The sequence below is a fragment of the Kineothrix sp. IPX-CK genome, assembly GCF_039134705.1.
GTDB lineage: Bacteria > Bacillota > Clostridia > Lachnospirales > Lachnospiraceae > Kineothrix > Kineothrix sedimenti.
The window spans coordinates 2,927,484-2,939,528 of sequence record NZ_CP146256.1 but is presented as its reverse complement, the minus strand read 5'-3'; the positions used below and the strand labels follow the sequence as shown (position 1 = coordinate 2,939,528).

The window sequence follows — 12,045 nt, the reverse complement described above, 5'->3', positions numbered from 1 at the left end:
TTGGAAACTTAGATATGATTATTCTGGAAGGAGGAATTAAGGATGAATGTATTGACTCAATTTAATGAAGCTATGGGGTATATTGAAAGGAATTTGATGTGTAATATTGAGTTAAATCAGATTTAGCACATTGCCGGTTGTTCAGAATACCATTTTCGCAGAATGTTTTCTTTTCTTGCAGGAATGCCGTTAGGGGAATATATTCGCCGCAGACGCCTGTCAGTAGCGGGGATATTATTGCAAACTGAACCGGTAAAAGTCATTGATTTAGCGTTACAACTTGGCTATGAATCACCTGAAGCTTTTAGTAAAGCCTTTCAAGCGATGCATGGAGTAACACCATCTCAGGCAAAAAACAAAAATATCGTCCTTAAAGTCTTGCCCCCAATGACTTTCCAATTAACAATTAAAGGAGGAATTGAAATGAATTATCGTATTGTCGAAAAGAACGCATTTTATATTGTAGGGTTTAAAAAGAGGATTACAATACAATTCAAAGGTATCAATCCGCATATGAACTCGCTGATACAGAAACTGACCCCACAAATTATTGCTGATCTGAAAAGCTTATGTGACATGGAGCCAAAAGGTATACTTAGCGTTTCTGCAAATTTTCAAGAGCGTACCGCAGAAGGCTCCGAGCTTGACCAGTATATTGGAGTTGCAACTTCCAAAACCGCTTCAAACGACTTTGACATCCTGCATGTCGAAGCCTCCACCTGGGCAGTATTCAAAGTGGTTGGTACTTTTCTGGATGCTATTCAGGATACATGGGCAAAAATATACGCCGAATGGTTCCCGACATCAGGATATGAATTGACAGGGGGACCTGAATTATTGTGGAACGAAAGTCCTGATACAAGCAGACCGGATTATAAAAGCGAGATATGGATTCCTGTTTGTAGAATGAATTGAGAAGTAAAGTTTCTTTTAATGTACACCGCATGAATTTAGATATCTGCCAAATTCACTTGATTCAATTAAAATATGATTAAACAGAAATGTTTGCAAATCTTCTTTCAGCCTGGTAAGAGCTATTTGCGGTGTTCTTCCAAGTTCATTTATGTCAATGGAAAGAATGCTTTCCTGTAAAGTATACAAAGATTTACGTTGGATATATGTTTTGGGATATCTGTATTCTTTCATCAATGCTTCTTTAGTGTATATCTGATAAGAAGCATAGTCTCTTAATGAACACACAATATTTAAAAGCTGGCTATCGGAGACATTAATACACTCATTCATTAATAATTGCTCTATGTCTCTGCCAATATGAAAAAACTCACGGTGCAACGCATCGATAATTTCAACCCCGCACTCAACTTCCTTGCTCCAATCAAATTTAAAATCGAACATTTCCTCTCCCATATTTTATGTATAACTAAAGTAACAGCATAATTATATATTACTAAAGTACTAGGAACAATAGTAAAAACGTAGAAGTTTAAGATAAATAAAGCGATAAAATTTATCAATACAGCATTTTGATAAAAATTGGGTCACATTATATCAGGAGCGAACATGGTTAACATAATATAATAATTGGAAGCGGAATAAGCTTTCAAAGTTAGATGAGGGCGTAATAAATGGAACAAAAAAAGACCACTTAGAAAGTGATCTTTTAGGATACTACTTATGCAATGACAACATTGATAGCTTGTAATCCGCGTGCACCTTTTGTAACATCAAATGTTACAGACTGTCCTTCGTCTAATGTTTTATATCCATCCATTGCAAGACCTGAGTAATGTACGAATACATCATCACCCTGCTCATCAGAGATGAACCCAAAACCTTTTTGTCCGTTGAACCATTTTACTGTACCTTTATTCATAAAAGATACCTCCTTTAATTTAATTATATTTTAAATAAAAAATCACATATCTTTTGTAAATCATCAATACAATAATGACTTACAAAAAATATGTGAAATCAAAACTTTATCAAAATACTATTATAATATAACACACTAGAGTTTAAATGTCAAATGATTTATTTTATATATTTAAACAATCACATGCATAAGAAAAAAGAGATAAAAGAAAATTATGGATTATATTATTTTATGGGAAAATCTTAATTTGCTTACCCAACCTCAATGGAATAAGGTTGACATGTCAACTAATTTGATTTAATATTTAGCTATTCTCAATATGTAATAAAAAAACATAGAGGAGAGCAAAATGATAATTAAGAAGAAAAACCCAAGGCCGTGAGTTTTGATCAAATGATGGAATGCATTAAGGAAAAATGAAAAGGAGTTAACATGCAGAAAGCAAGAATTCCTATTACGAAATTAACGGGAGGTATATATCGTAATACTTTGGAATACACCAATGAAGTTTTTAAAAAATATTCGCTGGGCAGCGGTACTTATCCCTATCTGATGATTCTATATAATAAAGAAGGAATCAGTCAGAATCAGATCAGTAAAGAGCTGGCAGTAGATAAAGCTCTATCGGCAAGAGTTATAAAAAAGCTAATTGATTTAGGTTATGTAAGAAAAGAAACCAATTCAAAAGATTCCAGGGCTTACTGTCTTTATTTAACGGACAAAGCAAAACTTATTATTCCTTCCATGAAGGAAGAATTAGCTAAATGGAATGGGATTATGACACAGAACCTTACGGAAGAAGAAAAAGATGATATTACAGATCTTTTGAGCAAGGTTTTGGGAAATATAAAAATATACAGATTAGAAAACGAGGAAAGTGACTAAATGGATCAGGCATACGATAAAGTTTATATGAAAAGAAATGTTATTTTATTTAATATTGCATTAATGACTTTTATGGCAACGTTAGATGGCAGTATCGTTAACGTTGCATTACCTACTATGGCAAAAAAAATGTCTATAAGTACGGAAGCAATTTCCTGGGTAGTTTCTATTTATCTGCTGGTAATTGCAGGTACCATATTAATTTTCGGCAGACTGGGCGATATCATAGGAAAAACCAAGATTTTTAACTTTGGTATTATAATTTTTACCATGGGCTCACTTATCTGCGGTATTGCAGGATCTTTTCCTTTTCTGCTCTTCGCAAGAGTCGTACAGGCTATCGGTGCCGCTGGAACCATGTCTGCTAATCAGGGTATTATAACACAGGTATTCCCTCCTCAGGAAAGGGGAAGGGCCCTTGGTATTAACGGCACCTTTGTAGCACTTGGTTCTTTGGCAGGTCCGCCTATAGGAGGTTTCATCGTAGGTTCTCTGGATTGGAATTATATCTTTTTGATTAATGTTCCTATCGGTATCATTGTATATTTCCTCTCATTCCGATTGCTTCCTAAATCAGTTGAAAATTCGGATGAAAAACTGGATATTAAAGGTGCAATACTCTTTGCCGTTGCCATCGTATCCTTATTCGGGTCCCTGTTAATAGGTGAAGATTATGGTTATAGACATCCATATATCATTGGCGGATTTATTTTATTTGTGTTATCATTTGTTACATTCATTATTGTTGAGAATAGGATGGAAGTACCTCTTTTGCAACTAAAACTGTTTCAGAATAAGCTATTTTCTCTCAGTATATTCTGCGGCTTTATATCCTTTATCGCCATCAACAGTTTAACGATTATTCAGCCCTTTTATCTTCAAAATACCCTGAAATTTTCACCCAGTTTTACCGGACTGATTATGATGGTATTTCCGGTAGTATTGGCTGTAGTGGCTCCTTTAAGCGGAGCATTATCTGATAAAATAGGTTCGGAAATTTTAACCTTTATAGGATTGTTGATAAACAGTGTCGGTTTATTTTTAATGTCTACTTTAACGGAACACACCAGTTTGTATATTCTGATTATTTATATTGTTATTATGTCCATTGGAAACGGCTTGTTTCAATCTCCTAATAATTCCTTGATTTTATCCAATGCTCCAAAGAACATGCTGGGTATTGTAGGCAGTGTAAATGCGCTGGTTAGAAATCTTGGAATGATTACTGGCATTGCCATGGCTATTCTTATTCTCTATGGCAGAATGAGCAGTATAATCGGTTATGATGTCTCAACTTATATTGAAGGCAGGGATGATGTATTTATCTATGGTATGAAAGGTGCTTATATTGCAGCTGCGAGTGTTTGTGCCGTTGGTGCTGTTCTAACAGCCATTCGCTTAGTCAAAAGGAAAAATGAAAAAAAATAAGCACTCTGTTAGAATGGCGGTCTGACAGAGTACTTATTTAATACAAACATGGAGTAATGGATAAACCAAATTACATACTTATTATATCAATCTAAAGTGGTCTGTTCAAGCCGGTTATTCTATAAAAAATATCAATAAAACTGCTTATGTTAATAATACTATATTCGGAAGGTTATACTCCTTTGAAAGAAGGGTTGTATTAATGTAAAAATATTGATTGAACCTAGTATCCCATAAATACCTCCAGATATGATTTCGTGCAAATATTATTGTTAATATGTTATATTTATGAATTCAAATAAATGAACGGAAGGGACTCCCATATGGTATCATTAAAAGAAATAAACGAAAATAATTTTAGAATAGTCGTGGGGATGAAAGTAAATGAAGAACAAAGTAAGTATGTAGCCTCTAATGTATATTCGTTAGCGCAGGCTTGGCTTTATCCTGAGGAAGCAAAACCGTATGCCATATATAACGATGAAGACATCATAGGGTTTATGATGTTTGATTGGAATGAAAAAGAACGAGAATGTGGCATATGGCGATTTATGATAGCTAGTAATCAACAAGGTAAGGGGTATGGCAGAAAAGCTTTGGCGTACGCTCTTAAGTTAATCAAAGAAACTGGTAAGTTTGACTATGTATCTTTAGATTATGTTCCTGATAATGTTGTTGGAAAGCATTTATACGAAAGTATGGGTTTTATAGAAACAGGAGAAATTGAAGATGGTGAAATTATTATGAAGTTAGATATAATTTCTTGATTAATACTAAAGTGTATTTTACGATGATAAATATAGAGATAAAATGGGCATTATATTTAGAATAAATAAATGGTGTTTTATGAAGATGAAGGGGTTAAAAGAATGCTGATTGAATTATTTTTAGACAGAGATGGAAATCAAATTGATACAGAAAAAGTTTATAAAGATATATGGAATGAAGTTTCTAATGTTAAGATTATAGAGTCAGAGGGAGTTTATTATGCTAGGCCAGATGGGTTTAATGCCGAACCACTAAGTCGTGTATGCGGTGGTCTGGTAGAACAGGCAAGAATGAAAGATTGATTACATGCCGATAGAATGGTATTGTATATAGTAAGACTTTATTATAATATGTCTTTAGGAGATAATATTATATATGATTGAAAAGATAACTTTAAATAAATTACAGAAAAATCTGGATTTTTTTCATAAGATGTATGATGTAGTTCGGCTTGTAGATCCAATCCATAAAAGAGTGATAGATTATCGCAGTAACGGCACAGAGCATACATGTGAAGCTTGTTATGATTACTGGGGGAATGGGCAGATTTGTGAAAACTGCGTTTCAATGAGAGCATACCGTGAACAGAAGAGTTTTATAAAATTGGAGCACAGTCCCGAAGCGGTTATGCTGGTTACGGCTTTACCGATAGATTCTGATCAGGAGCCTGTAGTTTTGGAACTTTTAAAAAATGCGACAGACACTATGATGATTGGCTCGGGTGACTATAACAAGGGGGAAATATTTTTTAATGCCATTCAGGACATAAGCAACATGATAATCCGCGATGAATTGACATCCCTTTACAACCGTAGATTTCTGGACGAACGTCTGCCCGCAGACATTGTAAATGCTGTAACCAGACAAAGGCCATTGTCTTTGATTTTTATCGATATTGATAATATGAAAACGGTAAATGATACGTTAGGTCATGCGGCTGGTGACAAACTTTTGGAGAGGGCATCGAAATTAATTCAGGGAAGTATCCGGACCGAAACGGATTGGGTAGCCCGCTACGGAGGAGATGAGTTCGTAGTATGTCTGAATAATGCCGACAAGGAAGCCGCACTTCGTATTTCTGAACAGATTGAGAATAATTTTAGCAACGAAGTATTTTCTGTACAGGATACTGAAATTACGATTAAAGCATCACTTGGTGTAATGACAATGCCGGATTCCGGATTGACGGCGGAAGAACTGATTGATTTGGCTGATGAAAATATGTATGTCTCCAAAAAACGGCACAAAAAAAATAAATAGCAGATGTAAGGTTGATTGCATATGTATATTTTCTCGAACCTGTCCATATATTATATAATAATTGAATTTATTATTGGAGGTAGAATATGGCAGGGAGACCGAAAAAACCGCTGGAGGATAGAATTGCGGAAAAAGAAGCATTAATATCGAGTTTACAGACAAGAATCAAGTCCGAGCAAAGTGAGTTAGAAGCCTTGTATAATGAAAAGAAGCTGAAGGATTTGGAAAGCCTGAGCGACCTACTTAATACGTCGGGCTTGAGCCCTGATGAAATAACGGAGGCGATTGAATCCTACATATCCCAGAAAAAGTAAATATGATAGATGTGCAATGTAAAACACACCTGGCACATCACATAAAAGTGAGCGAAAGCAGTATATCTGCTTTCGCTCATTTAATATCTACTTGACAAAGCGTGGGGCTATGTTTTAATCTTAAAGCCGACTAAGAATATAATGACAATATAGAAAGTAGATAAATAGAATGTTAAATCAATTTTCAAGAACACAATTATTATTGGGCGAAGAGGCGATGAATAAGCTGCAAAATGCCAGGGTTGCCATATTCGGTATTGGAGGAGTCGGAGGCTTTGCAGTGGAGGCCCTGGTTCGAAGCGGCATAAAGAGCTTCGACTTAATTGATGATGACAAGGTTTGTCTTACCAACCTGAACAGACAGCTTATTGCAACCTATAAGACGGTAGGACAATATAAGGTGGACGTGATGAAGGCGCGCATATTGGAAATCAATCCGAAGGCGGAAGTAAATGTACATAAATGTTTTTATCTTCCGGAGAATGCCGGTGACTTCGATTTCACGTCTTATTCGTACGTAATCGACGCTGTGGATACCGTGACGGCCAAGCTTGACCTTGTGGTTCGTGCCAACGAGTCGGGGATTCCGATTATAAGCTGTATGGGAGCAGGGAACAAACTGGATGCGACGAAATTCGAGGTGGATGATATCTATAATACATCCATGTGTCCCCTTGCCAAAGTAATGAGACGGGAACTGAAAAAAAGAGGAATCGGACGGCTGAAAGTAGTTTATTCCAAGGAAAAGCCCGTACGGCCAATAGAAGATATGGCGATCAGCTGCAGGACTCAGTGTATCTGTCCTCCCGGAGCAGCCCATAAATGCACGGAAAGGCGGGATATTCCGGGAAGCGTAGCTTTCGTGCCTTCTGTAGCCGGGTTAATCCTTGCGGGAGAAGTCATAAAAGATATATGCGGGATGGAAGCTTAGAAAGGCATGATTATTAATATGGGACAAGGATTAGATATCACAATCGCACAGCTGGAAGAAATGGAGAAGCAAGAGTATGTGTTGATTGACGTCAGGGATGAAATATCCTTTGGACACGGCTATATACCGGGAGCGGTAAATATCGGTATGAGTCAGATAGAACAGGGAGATTATGAGCTGCCGAAGGATAAAAAGATTATATTATACTGCGGAAAGGGAGTTATCAGCGCAGACGCAGCAGGTCTTCTGAATGCACGCGGCTTTGAAGCGTACAACCTTCAAAGCGGCTACGGCGCATGGCTTCTGTCCTCTTTAGAAAAAGAAGCGGACAGAGAAGGTGCGGAGGAAGTCAGATGTGAAGAAATTGAAAAAAGCATTAAAAAGAAATTCCACAAAGCGCTTTTTTCCAGATTTGCCAAAGCAATAAACACCTATGAGCTCGTAAAAGAAGGCGATAAAATTGCCGTATGTATATCCGGAGGCAAAGACTCCATGCTTATGGCTAAGCTGTTTCAGGAGTTGAAGAGGCATAATAAATTTCCCTTTGAGCTGGTATTTCTTGTTATGGACCCGGGATACAATGAGACGAATCGTAAAGTGATCGAGAACAACGCCGGATTGTTAAAGGTGCCTGTTACCGTTTTTGAAACGAATATTTTTGAATCCGTCTATGAAGTGGAGAAATCCCCCTGCTATCTTTGTGCGAGAATGCGCAGAGGTTATCTTTACAGCAAGGCGAAGGAGCTAGGCTGCAATAAAATTGCTTTGGGACATCACTATGACGATGTCATAGAGACGATATTGATGGGAATGCTGTACGGCGGTCAGGTGCAGACTATGATGCCGAAGCTTCACAGTACCAACTTCGAAGGCATGGAGCTGATACGTCCGATGTATCTCATTCGCGAGGATGACATTAAGCACTGGAGAGATTATAATAATCTGCACTTCATTCAATGCGCCTGCCGCTTTACGGACAATTGTACCACCTGTCGAAGCGACGGAAGCATGGGCTCGAAGCGAATGGAAATCAAGGAGCTGATTAAGCAGCTTAAGAAAGTAAATCCATATGTAGAGGGTAATATTTTTAAAAGTATGGAAAATGTAAACCTAAGTACGATCGTTGCATATAAAGAAAACGGCATTGTCCACAATTTCTTGGAAAATTATGATAAAATAGAGGAATAACGGTTACTGTCTCAGGAAAGGAGCTGCCTCATGTCGCAAACGACGAAACGGGCTCTGGAAGCATCGCTTAAAAACCTGCTTTTGAAGAAGCCTTTGGATAAAATTACGATTAACGACATTGCTGAGGACTGCGGTATAAACCGCATGACCTTTTACTATCATTTTAAGGATATTTACGACCTTGTGGAGTGGTCCTGCGTGGAGGATGCTGCTAAGGCATTGGAAGGGAAGAAGACCTATGACACTTGGCAGCAGGGCTTTTTGCAGATTTTTGAAGCTGTCTTAGCCAACAAGCCGTTTATTATGAATGTTTATCACTCCGTCAGCAGAGAGCAGGTGGAAATCTATTTATACAGACTGACCTATGATTTGATGATTGGCGTTGTGGAAGAAAAGGCTGACGGGATGGCTGTTCGGGATGAGGATAAGAAATTTATCGCCGATTTCTATAAATTTGCATTTGTTGGCCTTATGTTAGATTGGATCAAAAAAGATATGCGGGAGGGGCCGCAGACCATTATCGACCGTTTGGCGACTCTCGTACATGGAAATATTTCTTCCGCCCTGGAAAGCTACCGTACGGACAAAAATGCATCAAAGTCTGAAAAATGATAAAACTTTTTACAAATGATCCCTCTGTGATAAAAATCTTATCACGGAGGGATTTCTGTTTATTGTGAGATTGAAAAAGAATTGTTAGCATATAACTATCAAAAGGAAATAAAACATATAGGAGGTTATGATCATGTATTATTCAAGTGGTAATTATGAAGCGTTCGCCCGCCCGCTGAAGCCGGAGGGAGTCGACGGGAAATCGGCGTATATTGTTGGCAGCGGTCTTGCAGCCCTTGCAGCAGCCTGCTTTCTTGTCAGAGACGGACAGATGGCAGGAAAGCATGTCCATGTTCTGGAGAAAGACCCTATTCCCGGCGGCGCTTGCGACGGTTATCAGTATGAAAATGTCGGTTATGTCATGCGAGGCGGCCGGGAGATGGACAACCATTTCGAGTGTATGTGGGACTTGTTCCGTTCCATTCCATCCATTGAAACAGAGGGGATATCCGTTCTGGATGAATACTACTGGCTGAATAAAGCAGACCCTAATTATTCCCTTTGCCGGGCTACGCTAAACCGCGGAGAGGATGCCCATACCGAAGGGAAATTCGATATTTCGGATAAGGGCGCCATGGAGATCATGAAGTTGTTTTTCACGGCGAATGAAGAACTTCAGGATAAGCGCATTACCGATGTGTTCGACGACGAAGTGCTGGATTCTAATTTCTGGATGTATTGGCGTACTATGTTTGCCTTTGAAAACTGGCACAGCGCCCTGGAGATGAAGCTCTATATTCAGCGCTTTATCCATCATATTGGTGGTCTGCCAGACTTTAAGGCTCTGCGTTTTACCAAGTACAACCAGTATGAATCCATGATTCTTCCTATGGTAAAATATTTGGAAGGCTTTGGCGTACAGTTTCACTACGGTGTCAAGGTTGTAAATGTGAAATTTAACTGTGCCGGGAGTAAAAAGCAGGCTGCGAGTATAGAGGTAATTAGAGACGGCAAGGAAGAAAGCATAGATCTTACTGAAAACGATCTCGTATTTATCACTAACGGCGGCTGTGTGGAGAACTCCACCATCGGTGACCAGAATACACCGGCAATCTTTCAGTCCGAGATCAAAGCCGGCGGCGGATGGGATATGTGGCGTAAGATTGCGGCTCAAGACAAGTCTTTCGGCCATCCTGACAAATTTTGTTATGATCCTGAGCAGTCCAACTGGATGAGTGCTACTGTCAATACCCTCGACCAGCGCGTCGTTCCTTATATTCAGAATATTTGTAAGCGAGACCCCTTCTCAGGCAAAGTGGTTACCGGAGGTATTGTCACCGTAAAGGATTCCTCATGGCTCTTGAGCTGGACCATTAACCGTCAGCCCCAGTTTCGTAATCAGCCTAAGGATCAGCTCCTCGTCTGGGTGTACGGTTTATTTTCCGATCAGCCCGGCGATTATGTGAAGAAACCCATGCGGGATTGCACCGGCAAAGAAATATGTATGGAGTGGCTGTACCATATCGGTGTGCCCGAAAGTGAAATTGAGGATATTGCTGAAAACAGCGCAAACACCGTGCCCTGTATGATGCCGTATATCACTGCGTTCTTCATGCCCCGCGCATATGGAGACAGACCGGACGTAGTTCCGCAGGGAGCCGTTAACTTTGCCTTTCTCGGACAGTTTGCGGAAACGAAGCGTGATACCATCTTTACCACTGAGTATTCTATCCGTACCGGAATGGAGGCAGTTTATACTTTGTTGGATATCGATCGCGGCGTACCTGAGGTATGGGGAAGCGTATACGATGTCCGGGATCTGTTAAATGCTACTGTGCAGCTTCGCGACGGCAAAAAAGCCACCGACATGAAGCTGGGATTTGTGGAAAAGATAGTAGTTAAAGAAGTACTTAAAAAAATTGGAGGCACGGATATAGAAAAGTTATTGAAGGAATATCATGTGATTTGATAAAGAGAAAAACAGCGGCTTTGATTTTATTTATCGACAGCGCTGTTTTTTTCTTTTTTGACGGCGTTATCTCTGCGCTCTCTCATGCAGTATGGTTTTGATTTTTTTCTGGAATGCCGCACAATACACAGCTTACAATCAGAATGATTTTTGCATTTGACTTTTGGACACGGGCAACTATCGAATTCATTATTTATCATCTTGTGGTCTCCTTGCTATAGAGCAGTACGCCTTTGTCAATTCCCAGGATATTAGCCGTTATTTCAGGCAGTAACTGGAGATTCCCCGGTATGTTATCGATAGGGGCCTCTGCACCTGAACTCAATGAGCCTAATGCTCCGCTTATAATAAAGCTTGCATAAAAATGCGGATCATCCAAAGAAAACAAATCTTCTTCCATTCCCATTTTTAAAACTTCTTCCAAATAAGGAGTTATAACGGTGGCTATTCTTTTTGTCAGTTTATAAATCATAACACCGTTTGAGGGGTGAAAAAATGCTTCCATTCCCAATGTCTTACTTGACATTTGTTTAATTAAGTCCATCATTTTTGAAAACTTATCAACAAAAGTGCTATTAGCACTGTCCAGTATCTCAATGATAGCTTTTTCATAATCATCTGCCCATTTTTCAACAAGCGTTTCCAATAACAATTCTTTACTTTCAAAAAATTGATAAAATGTACCCTTCGCACCTTTTACGGCATCCATTATGTCACTTATGGAAGTTTCATCATAACCATTGGCAGTAAAAAGATTTTGGGCCGCATTTATGATTTCTTGTGTCCACTGTTCAGATGATTTTTTTGCAGGACGAGCCATAGAATTCACCTCACAAAATATTATTGACTTTAAGTCATTAATAATTATAATGCTCGCTTCAAATGATGTCAATAAATTAATGACCTTTGTTCAATA

General features: G+C 38.7%; 14 protein-coding genes. 11 read left to right on the top strand and 3 right to left on the bottom strand.

Going from position 1 to position 12,045, the window contains the following annotated elements:
* The first annotated feature begins 162 nt into the window (after nt 1-162).
* Nucleotides 163-915, top strand: a complete 753-nt coding sequence (locus V6984_RS14110; protein ID WP_342756255.1) for an AraC family transcriptional regulator — start codon at nt 163-165, stop codon at nt 913-915.
* 15 nt (nt 916-930) lie between these two features.
* On the opposite strand, the gene V6984_RS14105 is transcribed toward V6984_RS14110, so the two are convergent.
* Nucleotides 931-1,356: a hemerythrin gene (locus V6984_RS14105; protein WP_342756254.1), complete on the bottom strand. Its 426-nt coding sequence runs from the start codon at nt 1,354-1,356 to the stop codon at nt 931-933.
* A gap of 277 nt (nt 1,357-1,633) precedes the next feature.
* Nucleotides 1,634-1,834 carry a cold-shock protein gene (locus tag V6984_RS14100; RefSeq protein ID WP_342756253.1) on the bottom strand — a complete coding sequence of 67 codons (201 nt, stop codon included), beginning with the start codon at nt 1,832-1,834 and terminating at the stop codon, nt 1,634-1,636.
* Between the two features lie 432 nt (nt 1,835-2,266).
* Between V6984_RS14100 and V6984_RS14095 the strand changes: the two genes are divergently transcribed.
* From V6984_RS14095 to V6984_RS14050, 10 genes are all read left to right on the top strand, one after another.
* On the top strand, nt 2,267-2,719 hold the full coding sequence (locus V6984_RS14095) for a MarR family transcriptional regulator (protein WP_342756252.1): 453 nt from the start codon (nt 2,267-2,269) through the stop codon (nt 2,717-2,719).
* Nucleotides 2,720-4,147 (top strand): MFS transporter, encoded by a 1,428-nt coding sequence (locus V6984_RS14090; RefSeq protein ID WP_342756251.1) that lies wholly within the window; start codon nt 2,720-2,722, stop codon nt 4,145-4,147. It abuts the gene before it with no gap.
* A gap of 323 nt (nt 4,148-4,470) precedes the next feature.
* The gene (locus V6984_RS14085) at nt 4,471-4,914 is read left to right on the top strand and encodes a GNAT family N-acetyltransferase (protein WP_342756250.1); all 444 of its coding nucleotides are present in this window, start codon (nt 4,471-4,473) and stop codon (nt 4,912-4,914) included.
* A 69-nt stretch (nt 4,915-4,983) separates the two neighbouring features.
* The gene (locus tag V6984_RS14080) at nt 4,984-5,217 is read left to right on the top strand and encodes a hypothetical protein (RefSeq protein WP_342756249.1); all 234 of its coding nucleotides are present in this window, start codon (nt 4,984-4,986) and stop codon (nt 5,215-5,217) included.
* A 73-nt stretch (nt 5,218-5,290) separates the two neighbouring features.
* Nucleotides 5,291-6,175, top strand: a complete 885-nt coding sequence (locus V6984_RS14075) for a GGDEF domain-containing protein (RefSeq protein WP_342756248.1) — start codon at nt 5,291-5,293, stop codon at nt 6,173-6,175.
* 86 nt (nt 6,176-6,261) lie between these two features.
* Complete coding sequence (locus V6984_RS14070; protein ID WP_342756247.1) at nt 6,262-6,489, top strand: hypothetical protein; 228 nt, start codon at nt 6,262-6,264, stop codon at nt 6,487-6,489.
* Between the two features lie 169 nt (nt 6,490-6,658).
* Entirely contained in the window at nt 6,659-7,420 is a 762-nt protein-coding gene (locus tag V6984_RS14065) for a tRNA threonylcarbamoyladenosine dehydratase (protein ID WP_342756246.1), read from the top strand.
* A gap of 18 nt (nt 7,421-7,438) precedes the next feature.
* Complete coding sequence (locus V6984_RS14060) at nt 7,439-8,608, top strand: rhodanese-like domain-containing protein (protein WP_342760013.1); 1,170 nt, start codon at nt 7,439-7,441, stop codon at nt 8,606-8,608.
* Between the two features lie 30 nt (nt 8,609-8,638).
* Nucleotides 8,639-9,220: a TetR/AcrR family transcriptional regulator gene (locus V6984_RS14055; protein WP_342756245.1), complete on the top strand. Its 582-nt coding sequence runs from the start codon at nt 8,639-8,641 to the stop codon at nt 9,218-9,220.
* Between the two features lie 133 nt (nt 9,221-9,353).
* The gene (locus V6984_RS14050; RefSeq protein ID WP_342756244.1) at nt 9,354-11,129 is read left to right on the top strand and encodes an oleate hydratase; all 1,776 of its coding nucleotides are present in this window, start codon (nt 9,354-9,356) and stop codon (nt 11,127-11,129) included.
* Nucleotides 11,130-11,325: 196 nt separating this feature from the next.
* On the opposite strand, the gene V6984_RS14045 is transcribed toward V6984_RS14050, so the two are convergent.
* Nucleotides 11,326-11,949: a TetR/AcrR family transcriptional regulator gene (locus V6984_RS14045; RefSeq protein ID WP_342756243.1), complete on the bottom strand. Its 624-nt coding sequence runs from the start codon at nt 11,947-11,949 to the stop codon at nt 11,326-11,328.
* Between the last annotated feature and the right edge of the window lie 96 nt (nt 11,950-12,045).

What these genes read in the sequence shown, in the direction of transcription:
- V6984_RS14110 (WP_342756255.1), top strand. Translation starts at nt 163, where the DNA reads ATGTTTTCTTTTCTTGCAGGAATGCCGTTAGGGGAATATATTCGCCGC.
- V6984_RS14105 (WP_342756254.1), bottom strand. Translation starts at nt 1,356, where the DNA reads ATGTTCGATTTTAAATTTGATTGGAGCAAGGAAGTTGAGTGCGGGGTT.
- V6984_RS14100 (WP_342756253.1), bottom strand. Translation starts at nt 1,834, where the DNA reads ATGAATAAAGGTACAGTAAAATGGTTCAACGGACAAAAAGGTTTTGGG.
- V6984_RS14095 (WP_342756252.1), top strand. Translation starts at nt 2,267, where the DNA reads ATGCAGAAAGCAAGAATTCCTATTACGAAATTAACGGGAGGTATATAT.
- V6984_RS14090 (WP_342756251.1), top strand. Translation starts at nt 2,720, where the DNA reads ATGGATCAGGCATACGATAAAGTTTATATGAAAAGAAATGTTATTTTA.
- V6984_RS14085 (WP_342756250.1), top strand. Translation starts at nt 4,471, where the DNA reads ATGGTATCATTAAAAGAAATAAACGAAAATAATTTTAGAATAGTCGTG.
- V6984_RS14080 (WP_342756249.1), top strand. Translation starts at nt 4,984, where the DNA reads ATGGTGTTTTATGAAGATGAAGGGGTTAAAAGAATGCTGATTGAATTA.
- V6984_RS14075 (WP_342756248.1), top strand. Translation starts at nt 5,291, where the DNA reads ATGATTGAAAAGATAACTTTAAATAAATTACAGAAAAATCTGGATTTT.
- V6984_RS14070 (WP_342756247.1), top strand. Translation starts at nt 6,262, where the DNA reads ATGGCAGGGAGACCGAAAAAACCGCTGGAGGATAGAATTGCGGAAAAA.
- V6984_RS14065 (WP_342756246.1), top strand. Translation starts at nt 6,659, where the DNA reads ATGTTAAATCAATTTTCAAGAACACAATTATTATTGGGCGAAGAGGCG.
- V6984_RS14060 (WP_342760013.1), top strand. Translation starts at nt 7,439, where the DNA reads ATGGGACAAGGATTAGATATCACAATCGCACAGCTGGAAGAAATGGAG.
- V6984_RS14055 (WP_342756245.1), top strand. Translation starts at nt 8,639, where the DNA reads ATGTCGCAAACGACGAAACGGGCTCTGGAAGCATCGCTTAAAAACCTG.
- V6984_RS14050 (WP_342756244.1), top strand. Translation starts at nt 9,354, where the DNA reads ATGTATTATTCAAGTGGTAATTATGAAGCGTTCGCCCGCCCGCTGAAG.
- V6984_RS14045 (WP_342756243.1), bottom strand. Translation starts at nt 11,949, where the DNA reads ATGGCTCGTCCTGCAAAAAAATCATCTGAACAGTGGACACAAGAAATC.